Annotated in this window: 22 protein-coding genes and 1 pseudogene; 7 read left to right on the top strand and 16 right to left on the bottom strand. The window is 72.6% G+C overall.

Annotated elements, in window-relative coordinates; all coding sequences use genetic code 11:
- Window positions 1–18: 18 nt before the first annotated feature.
- Both ACQP26_RS04675 and ACQP26_RS04670 read right to left on the bottom strand, forming a co-directional pair.
- Window positions 19–732, bottom strand: a complete 714-nt coding sequence (locus ACQP26_RS04675; protein ID WP_433496088.1) for a uracil-DNA glycosylase — start codon at window positions 730–732, stop codon at window positions 19–21.
- 19 nt (window positions 733–751) lie between these two features.
- On the bottom strand, window positions 752–1,438 hold the full coding sequence (locus ACQP26_RS04670; protein WP_269696141.1) for a dienelactone hydrolase family protein: 687 nt from the start codon (window positions 1,436–1,438) through the stop codon (window positions 752–754).
- Window positions 1,439–1,615: 177 nt separating this feature from the next.
- Between ACQP26_RS04670 and ACQP26_RS04665 the strand changes: the two are divergent.
- Window positions 1,616–1,977 (top strand): annotated as a pseudogene (locus ACQP26_RS04665) (type II toxin-antitoxin system RelE/ParE family toxin).
- Complete coding sequence (locus ACQP26_RS04660; RefSeq protein ID WP_433495031.1) at window positions 1,974–2,291, top strand: helix-turn-helix domain-containing protein; 318 nt, start codon at window positions 1,974–1,976, stop codon at window positions 2,289–2,291. The pseudogene ACQP26_RS04665 and the gene ACQP26_RS04660 overlap by 4 nt, the downstream one beginning before the upstream one ends.
- An 83-nt stretch (window positions 2,292–2,374) precedes the next feature.
- Here ACQP26_RS04660 and ACQP26_RS04655 read toward each other — a convergent pair whose 3' ends face one another.
- From ACQP26_RS04655 to eno, 9 genes are all read right to left on the bottom strand, one after another.
- The gene (locus ACQP26_RS04655; RefSeq protein ID WP_433495030.1) at window positions 2,375–3,328 is read right to left on the bottom strand and encodes an HAAS signaling domain-containing protein; all 954 of its coding nucleotides are present in this window, start codon (window positions 3,326–3,328) and stop codon (window positions 2,375–2,377) included.
- Window positions 3,325–3,657 (bottom strand): PadR family transcriptional regulator, encoded by a 333-nt coding sequence (locus ACQP26_RS04650; RefSeq protein WP_026268078.1) that lies wholly within the window; start codon window positions 3,655–3,657, stop codon window positions 3,325–3,327. Before ACQP26_RS04650 ends, ACQP26_RS04655 begins: the two co-directional genes overlap by 4 nt.
- A 156-nt stretch (window positions 3,658–3,813) precedes the next feature.
- Window positions 3,814–4,191 (bottom strand): type II toxin-antitoxin system death-on-curing family toxin, encoded by a 378-nt coding sequence (locus ACQP26_RS04645; protein WP_116504050.1) that lies wholly within the window; start codon window positions 4,189–4,191, stop codon window positions 3,814–3,816.
- Window positions 4,188–4,391, bottom strand: coding sequence for a ribbon-helix-helix domain-containing protein (locus ACQP26_RS04640; protein WP_073824963.1), 204 nt, complete (start codon window positions 4,389–4,391; stop codon window positions 4,188–4,190). Before ACQP26_RS04640 ends, ACQP26_RS04645 begins: the two co-directional genes overlap by 4 nt.
- Before the next feature lie 35 nt (window positions 4,392–4,426).
- A complete protein-coding gene (locus tag ACQP26_RS04635) occupies window positions 4,427–5,368 on the bottom strand; it encodes an exopolyphosphatase (RefSeq protein WP_433496087.1) in 942 nt (313 codons plus the stop codon).
- 52 nt (window positions 5,369–5,420) lie between these two features.
- A complete protein-coding gene (locus ACQP26_RS04630; protein WP_194798555.1) occupies window positions 5,421–5,930 on the bottom strand; it encodes an amino-acid N-acetyltransferase in 510 nt (169 codons plus the stop codon).
- A gap of 1 nt (window position 5,931) precedes the next feature.
- Window positions 5,932–6,489 (bottom strand): DUF501 domain-containing protein, encoded by a 558-nt coding sequence (locus ACQP26_RS04625; RefSeq protein WP_194798556.1) that lies wholly within the window; start codon window positions 6,487–6,489, stop codon window positions 5,932–5,934.
- A 23-nt stretch (window positions 6,490–6,512) separates the two neighbouring features.
- Complete coding sequence (locus tag ACQP26_RS04620) at window positions 6,513–7,148, bottom strand: FtsB family cell division protein (RefSeq protein WP_269702154.1); 636 nt, start codon at window positions 7,146–7,148, stop codon at window positions 6,513–6,515.
- Between the two features lie 28 nt (window positions 7,149–7,176).
- Entirely contained in the window at window positions 7,177–8,460 is a 1,284-nt protein-coding gene (gene eno / locus ACQP26_RS04615; protein WP_013284093.1) for a phosphopyruvate hydratase, read from the bottom strand.
- A gap of 212 nt (window positions 8,461–8,672) precedes the next feature.
- Between eno and ACQP26_RS04610 the strand changes: the two genes are divergently transcribed.
- Complete coding sequence (locus ACQP26_RS04610; RefSeq protein WP_433495029.1) at window positions 8,673–9,365, top strand: hypothetical protein; 693 nt, start codon at window positions 8,673–8,675, stop codon at window positions 9,363–9,365.
- Window positions 9,366–9,385: 20 nt separating this feature from the next.
- Window positions 9,386–10,186: an NAD(+) diphosphatase gene (locus ACQP26_RS04605; protein WP_433495028.1), complete on the top strand. Its 801-nt coding sequence runs from the start codon at window positions 9,386–9,388 to the stop codon at window positions 10,184–10,186.
- 33 nt (window positions 10,187–10,219) lie between these two features.
- Here ACQP26_RS04605 and ACQP26_RS04600 read toward each other — a convergent pair whose 3' ends face one another.
- The 4 genes from ACQP26_RS04600 to mfd form a co-directional block, all read right to left on the bottom strand.
- Window positions 10,220–11,839, bottom strand: coding sequence for a DUF885 domain-containing protein (locus ACQP26_RS04600; protein WP_433495027.1), 1,620 nt, complete (start codon window positions 11,837–11,839; stop codon window positions 10,220–10,222).
- 281 nt (window positions 11,840–12,120) lie between these two features.
- Entirely contained in the window at window positions 12,121–13,101 is a 981-nt protein-coding gene (locus ACQP26_RS04595) for a nucleoside triphosphate pyrophosphohydrolase (protein WP_433495026.1), read from the bottom strand.
- Window positions 13,098–13,868: a SurA N-terminal domain-containing protein gene (locus ACQP26_RS04590; protein ID WP_433495025.1), complete on the bottom strand. Its 771-nt coding sequence runs from the start codon at window positions 13,866–13,868 to the stop codon at window positions 13,098–13,100. The genes ACQP26_RS04595 and ACQP26_RS04590 overlap by 4 nt, the downstream gene beginning before the upstream one ends.
- 158 nt (window positions 13,869–14,026) lie before the next feature.
- A complete protein-coding gene (gene mfd, locus ACQP26_RS04585; RefSeq protein WP_433495024.1) occupies window positions 14,027–17,683 on the bottom strand; it encodes a transcription-repair coupling factor in 3,657 nt (1,218 codons plus the stop codon).
- Between the two features lie 155 nt (window positions 17,684–17,838).
- On the opposite strand from mfd, the gene ACQP26_RS04580 reads away from it, so the two are divergent.
- Window positions 17,839–18,750, top strand: coding sequence for a cyclase family protein (locus tag ACQP26_RS04580; RefSeq protein WP_433495023.1), 912 nt, complete (start codon window positions 17,839–17,841; stop codon window positions 18,748–18,750).
- 212 nt (window positions 18,751–18,962) lie between these two features.
- On the opposite strand, the gene ACQP26_RS04575 is transcribed toward ACQP26_RS04580, so the two are convergent.
- Complete coding sequence (locus ACQP26_RS04575; protein WP_433495022.1) at window positions 18,963–20,003, bottom strand: S66 family peptidase; 1,041 nt, start codon at window positions 20,001–20,003, stop codon at window positions 18,963–18,965.
- Window positions 20,004–20,087: 84 nt separating this feature from the next.
- On the opposite strand from ACQP26_RS04575, the gene ACQP26_RS04570 reads away from it, so the two are divergent.
- Window positions 20,088–21,116, top strand: coding sequence for a hypothetical protein (locus ACQP26_RS04570; protein WP_433495021.1), 1,029 nt, complete (start codon window positions 20,088–20,090; stop codon window positions 21,114–21,116).
- 123 nt (window positions 21,117–21,239) lie between these two features.
- A complete protein-coding gene (gene ppc / locus ACQP26_RS04565) occupies window positions 21,240–24,026 on the top strand; it encodes a phosphoenolpyruvate carboxylase (RefSeq protein WP_269702165.1) in 2,787 nt (928 codons plus the stop codon).
- Window positions 24,027–24,100 lie beyond the last annotated feature (74 nt).

Raw genomic sequence — 24,100 nt, 5'->3', positions numbered from 1 at the left:
ACACCGCCTCAGGTGTTCTCAGTCCACCCCGGCCAGGTCCTTCGCCCGGGTGAACACGTCGTCCAGCATCGCCGGTGTGAGCCGGCCGGTGAACGTGTTCTGCTGGCTGACGTGATAGCAGCCCAGCAACGCCGGCACCGACTCGCCGGACCAGTGTGCCCCATGACCGAACGCCGGTCGCGGTGTGGGCGGTCGCTGCCCGTACACCTGGCGTAGCACCGGCCACCACGCGGCCCACGCAAAGGCACCCAGCGCGACCACGACGCGCAGCGTGGGCCGGATCAGTTCGACCTCGCGGTGCAGCCACGGCGCGCAGGTGTCCCGCTCGACCGGGGTGGGTTTGTTGTCCGGCGGCGCGCACCGCACGGCCGCGAAGATGCGGGTGTCGCGCAGCGCCAGGCCGTCGTCGGCGGCCACGCTCGTCGGCTGGTTGGCCAGCCCGGCCCGGTGCAGCGCGGCGAACAGCACGTCGCCGGACCGGTCCCCGGTGAAGATCCGGCCGGTGCGGTTGCCGCCGTGCGCCGCCGGCGCCAGACCGAGAATCGCGATGCGCGCGTCCTGCGGACCGAGGCCCGGCACCGGCCGTCCCCAGTAGTCCTGGTCGCGGAACGCGGCCCGCTTGACCCGGGCGACCTCCTCCCGCCACGCCACCAGGCGCGGGCAGGCGAAGCAGTCGCTGACCGCGCCGTCGAGGTCGGCCAGGTCGGCCGCCCGCGCGGCGCGGGCGACCACGTCCTGCGGGGTACGCGACTCAGCCAAGCTTCGCCCGGAACAGTTCCAGCGTGCGGGCCCAGGCGGTGGCGGCGGCCCGCTGGTCGTAGTGCTCGGGCCGGTCCTCGTTGAAGAACGCGTGCGCGGTGCCCGGGTAGTCGAACGTCTGGCAGGTGCCACCGGCGGACTCGATGGACCGGCGTACGCTCTGCACCCCGTCGGCGGCGGACAGGCCGTCCGCCTCGGAGCAGTGGATGAGCGCCGCCTTCCCGGCGTAGTCGGCCCAGTCGGTGGCCATGCCCTCCCACGGCAGACGCGGGTAGAACCCGGCGGTGGCCACGATGCGCTCGGAGAACGTGCCGGACCACAGGGCCAGGCTCGCGCCCGCGCAGAACCCGGCACAGCCCACCTTGCCCGCGACCTCCGGCCGGCTCGCCAGGTATTCGGCGGCGGCGGCGATGTCACTCGCCGCCTCGTCCATCTGGGAGCTGTTCAGCATCAGCCGCGGCTCGGTCGGCTTCACGGCCGGTCCGCCGTGCCGGAAGTCGGGCGCGAGCGCGACGAAGCCGGCCTCCGCGAAGCGGTCGACCACGGCCCGGACGTGGGGCACCAGTCCCCACCAGTCCTGGATGACGATGACCGCCGGGCTGGCCGCACCGCCGGAGGGTATCGCGAGATACCCCTCGCTCGTCCCTCCGTTGCCGGTGAAGCTCACCATCTCGCCCATGGGCCCGTCCTCCTAGCGGTCAGTCATCATTGGCTGGTCGCCCAGTTGGCTGATACGTGCCGGTAGCGTGCCACGCGGTCACCGGCCCGGGGAAGACGGAACAACAGTGGCATTCACCTCCTGTTGAACCGCCGGACAGGTACACACGCTTGGTATAGCGATTGCTAAACTGGCCGCGTGGTAGCTGGAGACTGGGACGTCTACCTGGTCGATGAGGTGCGGCAGTGGCTCGACACGCTCGATGCCTCCACCCACGCACGGGTGGTGCAGGCGATCGATCTCCTGGCAGAGCACGGGCCAGGACTCGGGCGACCTCTTGTCGACACCATCCACGGTTCGTCCATGGCGAACTTGAAGGAGTTACGGCCGGGCACCGTGCGTATCTTTTCGCGTTCGACCCGTGGCGTTCGAGCATCCTCCTGGTCGCCGGCGACAAGTCCGGCCGCTGGAAGACGTGGTATCAGGAGGCCATTCCCGTCGCCGAGCACCGCTACGAGCTCTACCTCAAGGACCGGGCACGAGAGGAGGGGAGCGCATGAGCGACTACTCCCGATGGCAGGACATTCGCGCCGACCACGTCTCCCGGGCCGGCGGCGAAGGGGCGGTCGACGCGGGTAAGCAGGAACTCCTCGCCCATGTCATCGGTCACCGCCTCGCGGAGGTACGGCGAGCGCGCGGCCTGACCCAGCAGCAGGTCGCCGACCGGATGGGCGTCACCAAGGGACGGGTTTCCCAGATCGAGCAGGGAAAGATCTCCGGCCAGGAGGTGGTGGCGCGGTTCGCCGCAGCGCTGGGTGGCCGCCTCCACCAGGCGATCTACTTCGACGACGGTGACATCGCCGCCATCGCCTGACAGCCAACCCCCCGCGAGATCTTGGAGGATTCCGGCCCCTATGAGGGCCGTTTCCTACCAAGATCTCGCGGGGTTGAGTCGCTCTACCGCGTGGGCGTGGGTTCCGGGGAAGCGCTGGGGGTGGACGGGGCGGGCGTCGGGGTAATGCTGTCCGTGGGCGCGAATGCTGGCGGGGCGATCGACGGTGAGACCGGCGGGCCGAACGGGGCCCGCTCCGGACAGTACGGGTAGGTGTTACGCATCTCCGGCACCGCGCCCGTGTCGGCCATGCAGCTCGGCCAGCCGAGCGTGATCGGCACGCCGTTCTGGTCGAAGAGCCGCGCGTCGCGGATCAGCCGTCCCTGCTGGTCGTAGACGAAGACGTCCTCGATCCGCTCGTACCGGTGGTCCACCGACGTCTGCTCGTAACTGCCGTAGACGTCGGTGTCGGCGCGCTCGTCCACCTCGGCCAGCACGGCGATGGAGAACAACAGCAGCGCGGCGGTGGCGATCTGGTGCAGTTGTCGCCGCCACCCGGTGATCCCGGCGGATCGGCGACCCCACCACATGGACGCCACGATCGCGCCGATGAGCAGCAACAGCCCCATCGAGCTGTTGCCGTCCAGCCGGGGCACCAGGCCGGACCGGCCGTCCACCATCCAGGCCACGATCAGCGCGGCCAGCCAGCCGCGCACCAGCCACCAGGCCGGGCGCAGCGGACGCAGGAAGTCGCTCACCGTCTCGTGCCCGAGCACCGGGCCGAGTTGGCGGTCCAGCAGGCGGAGCTGCGTGGCCGCCTGCTCCCGCGCCTCGGCCAGCCGGTGGAAGCGCGCCGGTCGCCGCCCCTCCCCGGCGCCGGCGGCGGCGCGCAGCTCGGCCGCGTACGCCTCGGGCGTGCCCAACCGGTCCACGAGCGCGCCCTCGCCCTCGGCGGCCACCTCGGCGAGGTGTTCCGGCAGGTCCTCGGTCAGCTCGTCACGGACCCCGGGCGGCAGGTCGACGAGCGCCGCGCGAACCCGGTCGGCGTAGTCCGTGATCTCCTGCCCAGTGACGGTCATGCCGCCATCCCCCGATCGTCGAGCAGTGCGTCCATGGTGGTGGCGAACGAGCGCCAGGTCTTGCCGGAGCGGGTGAGCTGGTCACGCCCGGCGGCGTTGAGCGAGTAGTACTTGCGGTGCGGCCCGGACTCGCTCGGCACCACGTACGTGGTGAGCAGACCGGCCGCGAACAGCCGGCGCAGCGTGCCGTAGACCGAGGCGTCGCCGACCTCGGCGAGACCGGCCTCGCGCAGGCGCCGCAGGATGTCGTAGCCGTACCCGTCCTCGTCCTTGAGCACGGCGAGCACCGCCAGGTCGAGCACGCCCTTGAGGAGCTGCGTGGTATCCACGCTCCGCACACTAGTGCGCAATCCGCACTACCGTCAACGACACAGCACCATGTCGCCCACCGGGGCCGGTGATCAAGGAGTTGGCGTCCTCAGAGGCGCCCGGATCGGACACAAACTCCTTGATCACCGCCGGAAGGGCAACCTTCCGTCGACGGCTCAGACGTAGAGCTTGCGGAGTTCGCGGGCGATGTCCGAGACCTCGGTCAGGGTGCCGCTCGCCACCGACATCACGAGAGCCTCGGCCTGATCAACGTCGACATCCTGGATCGGCACCTCGTTGAGGGCCAGAAACACCCGCCCCGCCGCCCAGGCGAGACGCTTGTTCCCATCAATCAGCGCGTGGTTCATGCAGACCGAGTGCAGCAGCGCGGCGGCCTTGGTCCAGAGATCGGGATAAGCCTCCTGGCCGAACGCCACGGTGGCCGGGCGGACCACCGCCGAAGAGAGCAGACCGAAATCACGGACCTGCGGCGTCCCACCCAACACGATCGAGGCGATCTCCACGAGGTCGTCGACCTCGAGATAGTGGATCACTCCGCCAACCGCCGCAGCAGCTCGGCGTCACGCTCGGCAACCTCCCGCGCGAGATCCCGCACGCGGGCACGATGACTGCGCGCCGAGACGTACTCCTCGACTGCGACAACGATGGTGGCGTTCATCGACCGGTGCTCCTGCTCGGCAAGCTGCTTGAGCCGTTCGTGCAGTCCGTCGGGAAGATTGACAGTGGTGACCATATGGAAATCATACCGGCCGCACGCAGGGGAACCACCTATCTCGAGATCGCCCCCAGGCTCCAGGCGATGCCGTCGAGGATGTCGTGCTCGGAGGCGACCACCGACGGCATCCCGGCCCGTTCCATGATCACTCGCAGCACCAGCGCGCCCGCGCCGATCACGTCGGCCCGCCCCGGGTGCATCACCGGGTACGCCAGCCGCTGCTCGCTGCTCTTGCCGAGCAGGTCGGCGGTCACCTCGGCCACCTGCTCGTACGAGATGCGGGCGTGGTGGATGCGGCTGGGGTCGTACTCCTGGAGCCCCTGCGCCAGGGCGACCACAGTGGTGACCGAACCGGCGAGCCCGACCAGCGTGGCGGCCTCGCGGCCGGGCACGGCGGCGAGCGCGCGGTCGACGGCGGCGGCGATGTCCGCTTCGGCGGCGGCGATCTGCGCCGCCGTCGGCGGGTCGCCGTGCAGGTGGCGTTCGGTCATCCGGACGCAGCCGATGTCCACCGAGATCGCGCCGCGCACACCGTCGGCGCGGGTGCCGACGACGAACTCGGTCGAGCCGCCGCCGATGTCGACCACCAGGTACGGCGGCTCGGCGTCGGCGGGCAGGCCGCGCACCGCGCCGGTGAACGACAGGCGCGCTTCCTCGTCACCGGTCACCACCTCGGGCGGTACGCCGAGCGTGCGCTCGACCATCGCGCGGAAGTCGGCGGCGTTGGAGGCGTCGCGGGAGGCCGAGGTGGCGCACATGCGTACCCGGTCGGCGCCGGACTTCTCGATCTCGGCCGCGTAGTCGGCGAGCGCCACCCGGGTCCGCTCGATGGCCTCCGGGGCGAGCTTGCCGGTCTGGTCGACGCCCTGCCCCAGCCGCACGATCTCCATCCGCCGGGTGACGTCGCGCAGCGGCGCCGCCTCCCCGGCCGACGCCTCGGGCAGGTCGGCGATCAGCAGTCGGATCGAGTTGGTCCCGCAGTCGATGGCGGCCACACGCGCACTCACGGCGCCCACCCTACGGCAGCCCGCCCCCGGGCCCGCGCGATCAGAGGCGCAGCAGCATTCGAGTGTTGCCCAGCGTGTTGGGCTTGACCCGTTCCAGGTCCAGGAACTCCGCGACGCCCTCGTCGTACGAGCGCAGGAGCTGCTCGTACACCGGCTGCGGCACGGGCGCGCCGTCGATCTCGCGGAAGCCGAACGAGCCGAAGAAGCCGGTCTCGAACGTGAGCACGAAGATCCGGCGGATGCCCAGGTCGCGCGCCGAGTCGATCAGCTCACCGACGATCCGGTGCCCGATCCGGTGGCCCCGGCAGGACGGGTCGACCGCCACCGTCCGGATCTCGGCCAGGTCCTCCCACATGACGTGCAGCGCGCCGCACCCGACCACCGTGCCGTCCGAGGTCACCGCGACCCGGAACTCCTGCACGTCCTCGTACAACGTCACCGTTGCCTTGCTGAGCAGCCGCCGGTCGTCGGTGTAGGTGTCCACCAGCCGCCGGATGCCGCGCACGTCGGTGGTGCGGGCCCGGCGGACCGTGATCTCGTCGGCGCTCATCTCACTGGACCGGCGGCACGTCCACGCAGGGGCCGGCCGCCCACCACTTCTCCACCAGCGCCAGCGTCTCGTCGCCGAACGGGTTGACCCCCGGCCCGGCGGCGAGCGCGTGCCCGAGGTGCACGTGCAGGCACTTGACCCGCCCCGGCATGCCACCGGCCGAGATGCCGGCGATCTCCGGCACCTCGCCGATCGCCTCCCGGCGGGTCAGGTAGTCCTCGTGCGCCGCCCGGTACCGCGCCGCCAGCTCCGGATCCTCCGCGAGCCGCTCGGCCATCTCCTTCATCAGCCCGGCCGACTCCAGCCGGCTGCACGCCGCCGTGGCGCGAGGGCAGGTCAGGTAGAACAGCGTCGGGAACGGCGTGCCGTCGGCCAGCCGGGGCGTCGTCTCCACCACGTCGGGCAGGCCGCAGGGACACCTGTGGGCCACCGCGCGGGTACCGCGCGGCGGGCGTCCGAGCTGCGCGGCCACCGCGGCCAGGTCGGCCTCGGTGGCCGGTTGGCGTTCCGGCGGGGGTACGGAGTCCGCCGCCGGCTCCTGCGGTGGTACGACGCTCAAGGTTGTGCCTCTCGAATCAAAGCTCACTTGTCCCCGCGATCGGCGTTGGCCGCCCGAACGCTCGACCACAGGGTGTCGTACCAGGGCTCGGGCTGCTTCGGCGCCCCCGGCTTCGCGTCCTTGCCGGCGTCCTTCGCGGCGCCCTCCGGGTCGGAGAGCACCACGAGCAGCGTCTCGCCCGGCTTGCCCATGAAGAACCGCTCCCGGGCCTGCGTCTTGACGTACTCCGGGTCCTTCCACTTGGCTGCCTCGGCGGTGAGCCGCTCGATCTCGGCCCGCTGGGCGGCCTGCGCGGCTTCCATCCGCTCGATGTCGGCCTGCTGGTCCAGGTAGACCCGGACCGGATAGGTGTACGCCAGGGCGAGCGCGATCAGCACCGCGAACAGCACTGTGGCGCGCCCGGTGAAGCGCCGGGGTTGGGGTGCGGTGAGCCGCTTGACCGGGCCACCGGCGGCGGTACGCCGGGCCGCGGCGGGGCGGCTCGCGGAGCGTACGCCGTCGGTAGCACGCGACGCGCCGGGTGACCGGCCGGCGGCGCGCGCCTCCGCGCGGACGCCGTTGTCGCGGGCCGTGGACCGGACCCGGGCACCGCCCGTCCGGCCGGGCTGACCCGGCCGACGGGCGGGCCGCTGGCCACCCGGTGTGCGGCGCTGCTGCATCGTCACACCCCTCCCCCGGAGCGCTCGCTCAGGCCGAACGGTAGCGCGGGAACGCGCCGGCACCGGCGTACCGCGCCGCGTCGGCCAGCTCCTCCTCGATCCGCAGGAGCTGGTTGTACTTGGCCACCCGGTCCGAGCGGGCCGGTGCGCCGGTCTTGATCTGCCCGCAGCCGGTGGCGACGGCCAGGTCGGCGATGGTGGTGTCCTCGGTCTCGCCGGAGCGGTGGCTCATCATGCACTTGAAGCCGGCCCGGTGGGCCAGGTCGACGGCGTCGAGCGTCTCGGTGAGCGAACCGATCTGGTTGACCTTCACCAGCACCGCGTTGGCGGCCTGCTCGGCGATGCCCCGGGCGATGCGCTGCGGGTTCGTCACGAACAGGTCGTCGCCGACGATCTGGATGCGGTCGCCGAGCGCGGCGGTGAGGGTGGCCCAGCCGCTCCAGTCGTCCTCGGCCAGCGGGTCCTCGATCGACACGATCGGGTAGTCGCCGGCGAGCTTGGTGTAGTAGTTGCTCATCTCCTCGGCGCTCTTGGCGCTGCCCTCGAACGTGTAGGTGCCGTTGTCGAAGAACTCGGTGGCGGCCACGTCGAGCGCGAAGACGATGTCGGTGCCGAGCCGGTAGCCGGCCTTCTCCACCGCCTCGGCGATGAGGTCCAGCGCGGCGGCGTTGGTGGGCAGGTTCGGGGCGAAGCCGCCCTCGTCGCCCAGGCCGGTCGACAGGTCCTTCTTCTTCAGCACCGACTTCAGCGCGTGGTAGACCTCGGCGCCCGAGCGCAGCGCGTCCCGGAACGTCGGCGCGCCGATCGGCGCGATCATGAACTCCTGGATGTCGACGTTCGAGTCGGCGTGCGCGCCACCGTTGAGGATGTTCATCATCGGCACCGGGAGCAGGTGCGCGTTCGGGCCGCCCAGGTAGCGGAACAGGCTCAGCTCGGCGCTGCCGGCGGCGGCCTTCGCCACGGCCAGGGAGACGCCGAGGATGGCGTTCGCGCCCAGCTCGCCCTTGTTGTCCGAGCCGTCGATGTCGATCATCTTCTGGTCGATCAGCCGCTGCTCGCTGGCCTCGTAGCCGATGAGCTGGTCGACGATCCGGTCCTCGATGTTGGCGACGGCCTTCTCGACACCCTTGCCCAGGTAGCGGTCCTTGTCACCGTCGCGCAGCTCGACCGCCTCGAAGGCGCCGGTGGAGGCGCCGGACGGCACCGCGGCGCGGGCGATCGTGCCGTCGTCGAGCCCGACCTCGACCTCGACCGTCGGGTTGCCCCGCGAGTCCAGGATCTCCCGGGCGACGATTCCCTCGATGGTTGCCACTGAGTCGCTCCTCGTTTGTGTGGTTCCGGTCCGTATGGGCCGCGACGGTGCGGCTGAGGCAGGTGTTGAACGCAGCGTATCGGTCCCCGCCCTGCCGTACCCCGCTCGGGGCGGCCCCCGAGGCGCTTGCTGAGACGGACATTCCCGGATTACCGGTCGTCAACCGGCAACCGGTTTGCGAGACGTTGCGTCAATCGACAAGGCTGGGCATCATGCCTGCCGCCTCGACGACTCTCCGCGTGCTCGCCGCCTCGGTCATCGCGTCGCTCTCGGTCACCGGCTGTCAGGCCCTGGACGACGCGAACGTCGCACTCGGTCGCGCCGACCTGGTCAACGACCTCGCCGCGCGGATGGACCGGGCGCTGGAGCAGACCTGGGCCGCCGACTACCAGCTCGACGGCGGCCGGACCGCCTCGATCGCGCAGACCAGGAAGCCGCTGCGGTCCACGTACACCTGGCCCGGTGGCAAGATCACCGTGACCCAGGAGTCGGTGACCCGGTGCGCCAGCACCGCCGCCCGTACCTCCTGCACCGTCTCGCCACCGGTGCTCACCGCCGGGAAGCCGTCGGTGATCGTCTACGACGAGGCGCGCAAGCAGGGCCTGGTCACGCCGCCCGCGGTGATCCGGCTGCTCACCGACGCGGCGCTGGCGCCGGAGGCGGTCATCGAGCAGAGCGACACCACGCTCGCCGGCCGCCACGCCACCTGCGTCGACGTCACCCACGACGGGGAGCGCTTCAACGCCTGCGTGACGAACGAGGGCGTGCTGGCCAGCTTCTCCGGCACGCTCGACGGCAAGCCCGCCGAGGTGACGCTGAGCCGCTACACCGAGAGCGTCGAGGCCGCCGCGTTCGCGGTTCCGGCCGGCGCCGGTGTGGTGGACCGCCGCCCGTCCACGTCGTGACCACGCCCGGGTTCCGGCCCGTGGCGGATCACGGGCGGCCGCCGCGACCGGACGACCTGGCGCTGCCGGTGGCCGGCCGGAAGCTGCTGACCGGCCCGGACGAGCAGCCGCTGCGCATCGGAGCGCTGTCCGGTGACCTCGCCTGGACCCCGGTCGGCACGCTCGACGGCGTCCCGGCGTGGGCGGCCGAGGTGACCGATCCGGAGTCGCTGCCGGGCCGGTGGCGCAGCTGGCGCGGCCTCGCCGCCGAGCTGCCCGCACCCCGCGCCGACCTGGCCGGGCGGGCCCTCGCCGTGGTCACCTGGCGGCGTACCCACAGGTGGTGCGGGTCCTGCCGGGCCGAACTGGCCGACGTACCGGGCGAGACCGCCCGGCGCTGCCCGGACTGCGGGCTCACCGTGTTCGTCCCGCTGTCCGTCGCGGTGCTGACCGCGATCACCCGCCCCGGCCCGGCCGGCGGCACCGAACTGCTGCTGGTGCGGCACGCGCAGGGGCCGACGCAGCTCTGGGCGCTCGTCGCCGGGTTCGTCGAGGCGGGCGAGTCGCTGGAGGCGGCGGTACACCGCGAGGTCACCGAGGAGGTCGGCCTGACCCTGCGGCGACCGGAGTACGTGGACAGCCAGCCGTGGGCGCTGTCCGGGCCGGGCACGCTGCTCGCCGGATTCACCGCCGAGGTCACCGACCCGGGCGCCGAGCCGGTCGTCGACGGCACCGAGCTGACCGAGGCGCGCTGGTTCCCGGCCGACGCGCTGCCCGCCGAGCTGCCGCCCGCGTACTCCCTGTCCCGCTGGCTGATCGACGCGGTCGCCGCCCGGCGGTGACCGCAGGCCCGGGCCGCCGCCCGGCGGTGAGCCTCACACCCCCAGCAGCGTCCGCAGGTGGCGCGGCGGCGGGCAGTCGTACGCCAGCATCGCGTCGTGCCAGTCCCGCAGCGGCACACCGTCCGGCCGGGCGGCCGCGATGTCGGCCATCTCGCTGTAGCCGACGAAGTACGTGGACAGCTGCGTCGAGGTGAGCAGCGCCCGGCGCCACTTGCCGGCCGCCTCGCCCTCCTCCTGGAAACCGCGCCCGGTCATCAACGCCATCGCCTCGGTCTCGGGCAGGTCGTCGCAGTGCACGAGCTGGTCCAGCAGCGCGTTGATGGTCATCCGGAGCTGCATCTTGAGCTGCTGCAACCGCACCGGCAGCCCACCGAAGCCGAGCCCGGCCATCAGCTCCTCCGCGTAGACCGCCCAGCCCTCGACGAACACACCCGACTCGGTGAGCGCGCGTACCCGGGTCGGGCCGTCGTACCGCCGGGCGTGCGCGAGCTGGAGGAAGTGACCGGGCATCGCCTCGTGCACCGTCAGGTTGCGGATCATGTGGTCGTTGTACTCGCGGTAGAACGACTCGACCCGCTGCGCCGGCCAGTCCGCCGGGGTGGGCGAGATGCAGTAGAACGTGGGCACGTCGGCCGTCTCCAGCGGGCCCGGCGAGTCGCAGTACGCCACCGCCACGCCCCGCGCGAACTCCGGCATCTCCTGAATGACGCACGGGTCGCCGACCATGCTGACCAGGTCGTGGTGGCGGACGAAGTCACTCGCCTCGTCCAGCGTCACCGAGGCGAGGTCGACAATCGTGGCGTCGTCCGGGTGCTCGGCGGCGAGCAGGTCCAACGCCCGGCGTACCGTCTCGTCGTCGGCCGGACCACCGACCAGCTCGACCGACGCCGCGCGGATCTCCTCGGTGACCCGGTCGAGGTTCGCCCAGGCGCGGCGCTGCACCTCGGCGGCGCTCAGCTCGGTGTCGAGCGTGTGCCACAGCCGCGCCTCCCACCGCCGCCGGCCCAGCCGCGGGTCACGCCCCGGGCCGGCGTCGGCGGCCAAGCCCTGCCGCAGCCAGGCCACGAACTCCTCGAGCGCGGCGATCGCGTCGGTGGCCACCGGTCCGACGCGGTCCCGCAGCGCCGGCGCCTCGGCCAGCAGGCCGGGCACCTCGTCGCGGATCAGCGCCGCCGTACCGGTGAACTGCCCGACCGCCGTCTCCGCGTGGACCCGCGGCATGTCCCGCAGCGTCGCGCGCGCCGTCGACAACGCATCGGGTACGGCCGACAGACGCCCGGCGAGACTCGTCAGGCGCTCCTCGGCCGGGGCGAACGGACGGGCCAGCAGGGCGTGCAGCAGCGGCCCCGGATTGTGGCGCAGCGGATCCCACTCGTGCCCGCGGATCTCGGTGGCCTCGAACAGTCCCCGGTCGACGAGGCTGGTGAGCAGCGCGTGGTCGACGCTCTCCGCCAGGTCGAGCGCGTCCGGGTCGATCTCCGCGAGCGCGTCGGCCGCGTCCTTGAGCATCGCCTGGTCGGCGGCGAGGGCGTCGGCGGAGAGGTCGGGCAGCCGATCGTCGTAGCGGTGGTCTCCGACGGAGGTGGCCAGCCCGGGCCGGCTCTCCAGCAACGCCTCCACGATCCGCTCCGCCAGCGGCACGAACGACTCCATCCCCCGACCCTACCGATCACCCCGCCCACTCCCCCGCCCTCACCACCCGCCCTCACCGCCCGCCCGCTCTCGCGTTGATCAAGGAGTTTGTGTCCCCCTCACCCCTCCATCGCCACACAAACTCCTTGATCAACGCTCTCAGGCAGGCGAGAGCGGGTCGGGCAGGTACACCCGGCGATCTTGCGGTTGCTGCCCGGGCGAGTGGGGCATTTGCGACACCACACGGGCCGGAAGTGCAAGATCGCGGGGGAAGGGGGCGGTGCCTGCGCGGTGCCGGGGGGTCAGGCGGGAGGGGTGCGTTCGGTGGCTCGGACTGCCTCGGCGTACGCCAAGGTGGCTCGCCGGAGCGCGGCCTCCGGGTCGATGCCGGCCTGCCGGGCGGCGGCCACTGTGGCCAGCAGGCTCGCGCCGAGCCGGGCCTCCGGGTCCACCTGCGACTCGGCCAGCGGGGGCGGTACGGCGAGGCCGACCCGCCCGGCCCGGTCCAGGATCTTCGCGGCCAGCGACAGCGCGGGCTGGCTCAGCGCGATGCCGTCCAGCACCGACTCGCGGGTCTTCTCGGCTCGCTTGATCCGTTCCCAGTTCGCCTCGATCTCCTCGATCGAGCCGGCCGGCTCACCCGAGAACACGTGCGGGTTGCGCCGCACCATCTTGTCGACCAGGGTGCCCGCGACGTCGTCGACGGTCCAGCTCTTGCCCTCCGGCAGGTTCTCCGCCAGCCGCGCGTGCAGCAGCACCTGGAGCAGCACGTCGCCCAGTTCCTCGCGGAGCGCGTCGGTGTCGTCGGCGCTGATCGCGTCGTACGCCTCGTAGCACTCCTCGAGCAGGAAACCGGCCAGGGTGCGGTGGGTCTGCGCCCGTTTCCACGGGTCGCCGCCCGGGGAGGCCAGCCGGTCCATCACCTCGACCGCGTCGAGCAGCCGGGCGCCGGGCGGATCCCACGAGCCGTACATCAGCTCCAGTTCGGCCAGGCCGGGCTCACGGGCCAGCCGCAGCCCCAGCTCGCGGGCCAGCGACTCGTCGCCGGCCGGGCCGGCCAGCCACACCGCGCCGCCGTGCGCGGCCGCGGCGTCGAGCAGCGCCTGGGTCGCGCCCTCGGTCACCACGCTCACCTCGGCGCCGGCCGTCCGGACCGCCCGGGTCAGCTCGCTCTCCGCACCGACGAGGACCGGCGCGGAGCGTACGGCGTCCCACGCGGCCGAGGTCAGCAGGCCGGCGGGCAGCCGGGGCGAGGTGACGAGCAGGACGATGCGGGCGGTCATGCGGCTCCGGGAGCCGGCGAACCGGAGGCCGGTGCCTCCGGCGTGGAGATGTCGGTGACCGGGCCGTCCTGGTCGACGTACGGCAGGGAGTAGAAGACGAACGACTGGCCGGTGTTGACGAGCGACGGCACGCCCGTCACGCCGAACCGGGGGTTGACGCGGACGTCCGACTTCTCGGCCTGCGCCTGCAGCGCGCTGCTGAGCGCGGTGGCGGTGCGGACGAACCCGGCCTCGCCGAACGCCTGCCGGACCTGGTCGACGCTCAGGCCCGGCTGGATCGCCCCGGTCTTCTCGAGGGCGCGGTAGACGGCCATCAGGGATTCGTCGCTGAGGTCGGCCGGGGGCAGGCTCTGCTGGAGCGTGCCGGAGAGGTCGACCCACTCGCCCCACAGCTTCGTGTACTCGGTGGTCGCCGGCATCCGGAGCGCCTGCTGGATCTGCTCCGGGGAGATCTGATCGGTGACCTGGAGACCCTTGTCGGCCGCTACGCGCTTGCCCAGGTCGATCGCGACCAGCAGGTTCAGCACGTCCTGCCGGGTCACCGAGGACCGCAGCTCCGCCGGCGACGGCGTCTGCGGGGACTGGCTACGGACGGCGTCCGCGTACTGCCGCTGCGCGTCCTCGTAGATCGCGTCGACCCGGTCGACGGAGTAGCGGGTGTCGCCGACGTACGCGGCGACGTCCGGGGCGGAGCGGCCGCAGGCGGCGAGAGAGAGCGCGGCGAGGGCCGCGACGCTGACGGCGACGAGGGAACGGCGAGCACGCATGAGGGCCACTCTCTCACGGCGAGTACGGACCTGTGACTCCGCCCACCTCATCGCGCACCCGCCGGGACCGCACCGGCCAGCTCCTCGGGCTTGCTGTGTCATCGTCCGCTCGCCACTGCGGGGCTGGCAACACCGGCCAGCTCCTCGGGCTTGCCGTGTCATCGTCCGCTCGCCACTGCGGGGCTGGCAACACCGGCCAGCTCCTCGGGCTTGCCCAGGACGTCGGCCAGGAGCTGCCCGCACCACTCCAGCAACGCCTGGTCGCGCAACGGCTCGCCGCCGATCCGCCGGGTGCTCGGCCGGGGCACGCTCACCTGGTCGAGCGCCTGCTTGTAGACCGAGTCCGGGTGGTACCGCTTGAGTCGCATCTGCTTCGAGTCGGGCAGCGGCAGCGGGCCGAACCGGATGTGCTTGCCCTGCATCGACACGTCGGTCAGCCCGTAGCGGCGGGCCAGCAGCCGGAACCGCGCCACCGCGACCAGGTTCTGCACCGGCGCGGGCGGCTCGCCGTACCGGTCGGTCATCTCGGCGACCACCTCGCGCAGGCGTTCCTCGTCGCGGGCCTCGGCGAGCTTGCGGTACATCTCCAGGCGCAGCCGCTCCACCGCGACGTAGTCGTGCGGCAGGTGCGCGTCGATCGGCAGGTCGACCTTGACCTCGGCCTCCTCCTCCGTGCTCTCGCCCTTGAAGGCGGAGACCGCCTCGCCGACCATCCGGACGTACAGGTCGAAGCCGACGCCCTCGATGTGGCCGGACTGCTCGCCGCCGAGCAGGTTTCCGGCGCCGCGGATCTCCAGGTCCTTCATCGCCACGTACATGCCCGCGCCGAGTTCGGTGTGCTGGGCGATGGTGGCCAGCCGCTCGTGCGCGTTCTCGGTGAGCGGCTTCTCCGGCGGGTAGAGGAAGTACGCGTACGCCCGCTCCCGGCCCCGGCCGACCCGGCCGCGGATCTGGTGCAGCTGGGCCAGGCCGAGCAGGTCGGCCCGCTCCACGATGAGGGTGTTGGCGTTCGGGATGTCGATGCCGGACTCGACGATGGTGGTGCAGACCAGGACGTCGAACTCCTTCTCCCAGAAGCCGACCATCACCTTCTCCAGCGCCTCCTCGCCCATCTGGCCGTGCGCCACCGCGACCCGGGCCTCCGGCACCAGCTCCCGCAGCTTGCGGGCGGTCTTCTCGATCGACTCGACCCGGTTGTGCAGGTAGAAGACCTGACCGTCGCGCAGCAGCTCACGGTGGATGGACGCGGCCACCTGCCGGTCGTCGTACGCCCCGACGAACGTGAGGACCGGGTGCCGCTCCTCCGGCGGGGTGGCGATGGTGGACATCTCCCGGATGCCGGTGATCGCCATCTCCAGCGTCCGCGGGATCGGGGTGGCCGACATGGCGAGCACGTCGACCGAGGCGCGCAGCGTCTTCAGGTGCTCCTTGTGCTCGACGCCGAACCGCTGCTCCTCGTCGATGATCACGAGGCCCAGCTGCTTGAACCGGGTGGACGCCTGGAGCAGCCGGTGGGTGCCGATGACGATGTCGACGGTGCCGGCGGCGACCATCTCCAGCGTCTGCTCGGTCTCCTTCGGCGTCTGGAACCGGGACAGCTGCCGGATCGACACCGGGAACTGGCTCATCCGCTCGGCGAACGTGTTGTAGTGCTGCTGCACCAGCAGCGTGGTCGGCACCAGCACCGCCACCTGCTTGCCGTCCTGCACCGCCTTGAACGCCGCCCGTACCGCGATCTCGGTCTTGCCGTAGCCGACGTCGCCGCAGATCAGCCGGTCCATCGGGACGGTCTGTTCCATGTCCCGCTTGACCTCCTCGATGGCGGCCAGCTGGTCGGGCGTCTCCTGCCAGGGGAACGCGTCCTCCAGTTCCCGCTGCCACGGGGTGTCGGGGCCGAAGTTGTGCCCCTTGGACGCCTTGCGCGCGGCGTACAGCTGGATGAGCTGCGCGGCGATCTCCCGGACCGCCTTACGCGCCCGCGCCTTGGACTTCTGCCAGTCCGAGCCGCCCATCTTGTGCAGCGTGGGCTGCTCGCCACCGACGTAGCGGGACAGCTGGTCGAGCTGGTCGGTGGGGACGAACAGGCGGTCGCCGGGCTGGCCGCGCTTGCTCGGCGCGTACTCGATGACCAGGTATTCGCGGCTGGCGCCGTTGACAGTGCGCTGCACCAGCTCGACGTACCGGCCGATGCCGTGCTGCTCGTGCACGACGAAGTCGCCGGCCTTCAGCTCCAGCGGGTCGATGGTGTTGCGCCGCCGGCTGGGCATCTTGCGCATGTCGCGGGTGGAGGTGCCCCGGCCGCCGGTGACGTCGTTGCCGGTGAGCAGCACGAACTTCGACGCCTCGTCGACGAACCCGGCGGTCAGGCAGCCGCAGGACACGAGCAGCTCGCCCGGTGCGGGCGCGGCGGGCACCTCCTCGGTGAGCCGGGCGCCGAGACCGGCGTCGCGCAGCACCTCGACGGCCCGCTGGGCGGGGCCGTGCCCCTCGAAGACGAGCGCGATCGACCAGCCCTCGCCGGCCCAGCGCTTGAGGTCGTCGACCACCCGGGCGGTCTCGCCGTGGTACAGCGGCGCCGGCTGGGCGGCCAGGCTCACCGCGATGGCGTCGTCGGGGGTGACGTCGACCTCGGCGGGCTCGTCCTCCCAGGGCTGCCGGACCGGTGCCGCGTCCGCCTCGACCAGGCCGAACGGCGCGAGCGTCCACCAGGGCTGGCGCAGGGCGCGGGCTGCCGTGCGTACCTCGGCCAGGGTCTTGAAGGCGGCGGCGCCGAGGTCGACCGGGGCCTGGCCGCCGACGGCGGCCGCGGCCCAGCTGGCCTGGAGGAACTCCTCCGAGGTACGGACCAGGTCGTGCGCGCGGGTGCGGATGCGCTCGGGGTCGCAGAGGAGTACGTGGGTACCGGCCGGCATGCAGTCGACGAGCAGTTCCAGCGCGTCGGCGCCGATCAGCGCGGGGGCGAGGGACTCCATGCCCTCGACCGGGATGCCCTCGGCCAGCTTGTCCAGGATCTCGGCCAGCTCCGGGTGCTCGGCGGCCAGCGCGGCGGCCCGCTCCCGCACCGCCGGGGCCAGCAGCAGCTCCCGGCAGGGCGGCGCCCAGAGCTGCGCGACGCCCTCGATGGTGCGCTGGTCGGCGACCGCGAAGGTGCGGATCTCCTCCACCTCGTCGCCCCAGAACTCGACCCGGGACGGGTGCTCGTCGGTGGGCGGGAAGACGTCCAGGATGCCGCCGCGGACCGCGAACTCACCGCGCTTGGTGACCAGGTCGACCCGGGCGTACGCCATGTCGGTGAGCCGGCGGGCGACCTCCTCCAGATCGGCCTCGTCCCCGGCGGCGAGCTGCACCGGCTCCAGGTCGCCGAGGCCCTTGAGCTGCGGCTGGAGCAGCGACCGGACCGGCGCCACGACGACACGCAGCGGGCCGGTGCGGCCGTGCGCGTCGGCGGCGTCCGGGTGGGCCAGGCGGCGCAGCACGGCGAGGCGCCGCCCGACCGTGTCGGAACGGGGCGACAGGCGCTCGTGCGGCAGCGTCTCCCAGGACGGGAAGACCGCCACCTGCTCCGGCGGCAGCAGACTGCCCAGTGCGGAGGCCAGGTCGTCGGCCTCGCGGGTGGTGGCGGTGACCGCGAGCACGGGGCGCCCCGCGCCACCGGCCGGCTCGTCGGCGGCGACCGCGGCGACAGCGAACGGGCGCAGCGCGGCCGGGGCGGTGAGGTCGAGCCCGTCGACCTGCGCGGCACCGGAGCGCGCCAGGTCACGCGCCCGGGCCAGCCCCGGGTCGGCCAGGGCGGCGGAGAAGAGTCCGGTGAGCATCAGTGATCACTTCCAGCGGATCGACACACGACGACGACCCCGCGTCCAGCCGGACGGGGGGTGCACCGTTCGAGCCTATCCCCCTCCACCGACTATCCGGGGCCGCCCGATGTTGGATCTTGACCAGCCGCGACCGGGCGTGGTGCGGTGGGTGGATGGTCGAGTATCGGACGGTCTTCGACGCCGAGGTGGATTTCTCCAACGGCGGTGGTCTGCGCACCGACGGGTTCCGGCTGGACGTGCCGCACCCGGACGTCACCGACGACGAGGTGGCCGCGCTGCTGGTCCGGCACCTCGGGCTGCTCATGGTCGGCGAGGTACGGATCACCAACCGGACCGTCGTCGAGGAGCCGCACAAGGGCGGGCGGGGGGTGGCCGCCCCGGCCGCCTCCGGCGGGCGGAAGCTCGTCGAGCTGAGTCACGTGATCACCGAGGGCCTGGTCACCCTGCCCGGCTGGCCCGGACCGTCGATCACCGACTGGCTGACCCGGGAGGAGTCCCGGAAGCGGTACGCGCCGGGTGTCGAGTTCCACGTCGCGCGGATCAACATGATCGCCAACACCGGCACGTACGTGGACACGCCGTCGCACCGCTTCGCCGACGGCCCGGACCTGACCGGGATGCCGCTGGACCGCCTCGCCGACCTGCCCGGCCTGGTGGTACGCGTGCCGGCCGGTACGCGCGCGGTGGACCGGCTGCTGCTCGCCCCGTACGACGTGGCCGGGTGCGCGGTGCTGCTGCACACCGGCTGGGACGCGCACTTCGGCACCGACGCGTACGCCGCTCCGGAGGCGCCCTACCTGACCGGTGACGGCGCGCAGTGGCTGGCCGAGGCGGGCGCGGCGCTGGTCGGCATCGACTCGATCAACATCGACGACATGACGGCGGCGGCAGCGGGTCAGCGCCCGGCGCACACCGGTCTGCTGGCCGCCGGCATCCCGATCGTGGAGCACCTGACCGGCCTTTCCGAGTTGCCGCCGACGGGTTTCCGGTTCACCGCCGCCCCGCCACGGGTGGCCGGGATGGGCACCTTCCCGGTCCGCGCCTTCGCCGTCGTCGACGCCTGACCCGCGCCGCCGCCCGCCGCCCGCCAAGCGCCGGCTGGAACGCCATGGGTGTCAAAAGGGCGCTGAGACACCCATAGCGTTCCACTGACCGGCACTTCGACGCGTGAGTGGAACGGCATGGGTGTCAAACGGGGACGTAGACACCCATGGCGTTCCACCGAACGGGCGGCGGGCGGCGGGGTGAGGGGTGGGGGCGGGGGGTGGGGGGCGGGTCAGTAGCGGACGGCGATCCGGCGCTCGACCGCGTCCACCCGGATCTCGCCGCCGTACGGGATGATCACCTGCGGGTCGGTGTGGCCCAGGTCGACGTCGAAGACCACCACCGGGTCGTCGGCGTAGGGAGCGAGCGCCGACAGGATCGCCTCCCGCTGGTCGGCGGCCCAGGCCAGCCGCTCCGCGACCGAGTGCGGCCGGTCGAAGTCCCACGCCTTGGGGCGGCCCACCACGATCGCCGGGAAGCCGGCGAGCAGCCCTCGCTCGCCCATGTTCCGCACGATCCGGAAGACCTCCTGCGCGGGCGGCAGCTCGTTCGACGTCTCCAGCACCAGCACCGACCCGGCCAGTTCGGCGGCCGAGGGAACGCGGTCGGTCGCCATCAGCCAGTGCACGATCTCCAGGCAGCCGCCCCACGTCCGGCCCCGCACCACCCGGGCCGGGCCGTGCCAGCGCCAACCGTCGGACGGGTACATCGGCGGCTCCTCGGCCAGCGCGGCCGGATCACGCCAGTCGCACGGCTCGTCACCCCACTCGGGCGCGGCGGTCAGCTCGTACCAGCCGGTGGTGAACAGCGCGGCGCGCAGCGAGTCGAGCGTGAGCGGGTGCGGCTTGCCGGAGCGACCGAGGTGCACCAGCACCGAGCCGCCGTGATAGCCGACGACGCCCAGCCGGTACAGGTGGTTGAGCACGTTGGTGTTGTCCGAGTAGCCGAAGTACGGCTTCGGGTTGGCCCGCAGCACGTCGTCGTCCAGGTACGGGGTGACGGTGATCAGGTCGTCCCCGCCGACCGTCGCCAGCACGGCGGTGATCGTCGGGTCGGCGAACGCGGCGGTCAGGTCCCGCGCCCGGTCGCGCGGGTCGGCGCCCATGACCCGGGTGGTCGGATACTCCACCGGTTCCAGCCCCAGTTCGTCGCGGAGCCGGCGCAGCCCCAGCTCGTACACGTGGGGGAAGAGACCCGGCAGGCCGGCGGAGGGTGAGACGACCGCGACGCGGTCGCCCGGCTGCGGTTTGGCGGGGTAGGCGGGCACCTGCATGATCCGACGTTAACGGCGCGGACCAGCGGTTTTCGGCTGACGAAACCCCATGAGCCGGGCATATGCCCGCAATAGGCTGAGGCCGTGAACGACGAGCCGGAGCTGCGTACCCGGGACTGGCTGCCCCGCACGGCGGCGCTGATCCTCGGCACCCTGGCGCTGGCGAGCGCGTTCATCGCCGCCTACGTCGGCGCGCTGCACAAGCCGGACCCGCGCGACGTGCCGGTCGCCGTCGTCACGAGCGACCAGCAGGCCCAGGCCGTGATGTCCGCCGTCCGCGCCCGCACCGACACGATCAAACCGATCGGGTACGACAGCCGCGGCGCCGCCTCCGACGGCCTCACCGACCGGTCGGTGTACGCGGTCCTCAGCTCCGCCCCGGACGGCGGCCTGACGCTCGCCACCGCCAGCGCCGGCGCGCCCGCCGCCACCGAACTCGTCACCGACGTGTTCACCGAGGCGGCCCGGCAGGCCGGGGTGCCGCTCGAGGTCACCGACGACGTGCCGGTCTCCGCCGACGACCCGCGCGGCCTGGTCCCGTTCTACCTGGCCGTCGGCGTGGTGCTCGGCGGCTACCTGGCGTCCACGGCGCTCGGCATCTCGCTCGGCACCAGCCCGCGCGACCTGCGCCGCGCCGGGCTGCGGATCGCCACGCTCGCGGTGCACGCGGTCCTGCTCGGCGTCATCGGCGCGATCCTCGTCGGGCCGGTGCTCGGCGTGTTCGCCGGTCACGTGGCGACGGTGGCGGTGGTCGGCGCGCTCGCCGCGTTCGCGGCCGGGACGGTCGCCGCCGCCGTGCAGGGCTGGCTCGGGCTGCTCGGCACCGGCATCGTGATCCTGCTGCTCGTGGTGCTCGGCAACCCCGGCTCCGGCGGCATCTACGCGCCGGAGTTCCTGCCGCCGTTCCTACGCGGGATGCACCGCTGGAACGTGCCCGGCCTGGCCACCGACCTGTTCAAGTCGGCGATCTACTTCGACTGGCGCGGCGGCGGCTGGGCGCTGACCGGGCTGCTGGTCTGGGTGGTCGTCGGCCTGGTCGGTCTGCTCACCGCGACCATGTTCCGCGCCCGCCGGCGACCCGCGCCGGGGCGGCACGCCGCCGATCAGGGCTGACCGGCGAACCGTCCCAGAGTGCAGATCATCACGGTGTCCCCCTCCTGTCCCCCGGGCCCACGCGGATACCATCCAGAGGAGTCGGACAGCGCTGTCCTTCGTCCTCGCGTAAGGAGCGCAACCGTGACCGACCAGCATGACCACGACGGCCCCGACGCCGCTCTCCGGGCCGACATCCGCCGCCTCGGCACGCTGCTCGGGCAGACGCTCGCCCGTCAGGAGGGCCGGCCGCTGCTCGACCTGGTCGAGGAGATCCGCGCCCAGGTCCGCTCCGACGCGCCGGCCGCCGCCCAGCGCCTCGCCGGGCTCGACGTCACCACCGGCACGAAGCTGGCCCGCGCCTTCTCCACCTACTTCCACCTGGCGAACATCACCGAACAGGTGCACCGCGCCCGGGACCTGCGCCGTCGCCGCGCGACCCACGGCGGCTGGCTGGACCAGGCGGCCAAGATGATCGCCGAGCGGGGCGTACCGGCCGAGGAGATCGCCGCGGCGGCCCGCCGGCTGGCCGTACGCCCGGTCTTCACCGCGCACCCGACCGAGGCGGCCCGCCGGTCCATCCTGTCCAAGCTGCGCGCGGTCGCCGACGAGCTGGACACCGAGACCGCGAACGCGATCCTCTACGGCGCCAGCGACGAGGGCCCGGCCAACCGCCGCCTCGCCGAACTGCTCGACCTGATGTGGCAGACCGACGAGCTGCGGCTGGACCGGCCGGACCCGACCGACGAGGCGCGCAACGCGATCTACTACCTGCGCGACCTGTACGCCGAGGCCGCGCCGCAGGTCCTCGACGACCTCGCCGACACGCTGCGCACGCTCGGCGTGGAGACGTCGCCGACGTCCCGCCCGCTGAGCTTCGGCACCTGGATCGGCGGCGACCGCGACGGCAACCCGTTCGTCACGCCCGTGGTCACCCGCGAGGTGCTGCGCATCCAGCACGAACACGGCATCGCCGCCACCGAGAAGGCGATGGACGACCTGATCACCGAGGTCAGCGTCTCGCGGCGCCTGCGCGCGGTGTCGCTCGACCTGTCCGCCAGCCTGGCCAAGGACCTGGACGCGCTGCCCGAGGTGGCGCCCCGGTTCCGCCGGGTCAACGCGGAGGAGCCGTACCGGCTCAAGGCGCGGTGCGTGAAGGCGAAGCTCGCCAACACCCGGGAGCGGCTGCGCGCCGACACCCCGCACGTGCCGGGGCGCGACTACCGGGGCTCAGCCGAGCTGATCGCCGACCTGGAACTGCTGCGCGCGTCGCTGGCCCGCAACTCCGGCCAGCTCACCGCCGTCGGGCGGCTCGCCTCGGCCATCCGTACGGTGTCCGCGTTCGGCCTGCACCTGGCCACCATGGACATCCGGGAGCACGCGGAGAAGCACCACGAGGTGCTGGCCCAGCTCTACGAGGCGGTCGGCGAGGTGTCCGACTACCCGGCGCTGTCCCGGCTGGAGCGCACCAAGCTGCTCGCCGACGAGCTGACCGGCCGCCGGCCGCTCTCCACCCAGGACAGCCCGCTCACCGAGTCGGCCCGCAAGACGTTCGACGTGTTCGCGGCCATCCGTGAGGCGCAGGACCGGTTCGGCCCGGAGGTCATCGAGTCGTACATCATCTCGATGACGCTCGGCGTGGACGACGTGCTCGCCGCCGTGGTGCTGGCCCGCGAGGCCGGCCTGGTGGACGTGCACTCCGGGCGGGCCCGCATCGGCATCGTGCCGCTGCTGGAGACCCCGGCCGAGCTGAACGCCGGTGGTGAGCTGCTGGACGAGCTGCTGTCGCTGCCCGCGTACCGGGCGCTCGTGGCGGCCCGGGGCGACGTGCAGGAGGTGATGCTCGGCTACTCCGACTCCAACAAGGAGGCGGGCATCACCACCAGCCAGTGGTCCATCCACCGGGCGCAGCGCGCGCTGCGGGACGTGGCCGCGCGGCACGGCGTACACCTGCGGTTGTTCCACGGCCGGGGCGGCACCGTCGGCCGCGGTGGTGGCCCCACGCACGACGCGATCCTGGCCCAGCCGTACGGCACGCTGGACGGCGCGATCAAGGTGACCGAGCAGGGCGAGGTCATCTCCGACAAGTACACGCTGCCGGCGCTCGCCCGGGAGAACCTGGAACTGACAGTGGCGGCGGTGCTCCAGGCCACGCTGCTGCACACCGCGCCCCGGCAGCCGGCCGAGATGCTGGAGCGCTGGGACGCGGCGATGGACGTGGTGTCGGAGTCGGCGTTCCGGTCGTACCGGTCGCTGGTCGAGGACCCGGACCTGCCCGCGTACTTCTGGGCCTCCACCCCGACCGAACTGCTCGGCGCGCTGAACATCGGCTCCCGGCCGGCGAAGCGCCCGAACACCGGTGCCGGCCTGTCCGGCCTGCGGGCCATTCCGTGGGTGTTCGGCTGGACGCAGACCCGGCAGATCGTGCCGGGCTGGTTCGGCGTGGGCTCCGGGCTGGCCGCCGCGCGCGCCGCCGGGCTGGCCGACGTGCTCGCCGAGATGAACCGGAACTGGCACTTCTTCCGCACGTTCCTGTCGAACGTCGAGATGATGCTGACCAAGACCGACCTGGACATCGCCCGGCGCTACGTCGAGACGCTGGTGCCGAAGAAGCTGCACCCGATCTTCGACAAGATCCAGCAGGAGTACGAGCTGACCAAGCAGGAGGTGCTGGCGGTCACCGCGTCACCGGCGCTGCTGGAGAACTCGCCGGTGCTCCAGCGCACGCTCGCCGTGCGGGACACCTACCTGGAGCCGCTGCACCACCTGCAGGTGGCGCTGCTGCGGCAGTACCGCGAATCGGGCGCCGCCGGGCGGGCGGTGGTGACCGCGCCGGGCGGACGGCGTGCCCCGAACGACGGTACGGCGCTGGAGCGGGCGCTGCTGACCACCGTCAACGGCATCGCCGCCGGCATGCGCAACACCGGCTGAGGTGTAAGGAAGGGCCCCCTCTTAACGCCTCGTGCATAAGAGGGGGCCCTTTTTAACGGCCGCGTGCGCCGCGA

It is taken from the genome of Micromonospora sp. CA-248089 (assembly GCF_050948515.1).
Classification (GTDB): domain Bacteria; phylum Actinomycetota; class Actinomycetes; order Mycobacteriales; family Micromonosporaceae; genus Micromonospora.
Note: the sequence above shows the minus strand (reverse complement) of the source record. Positions and strands in the feature narration are given on the sequence as shown.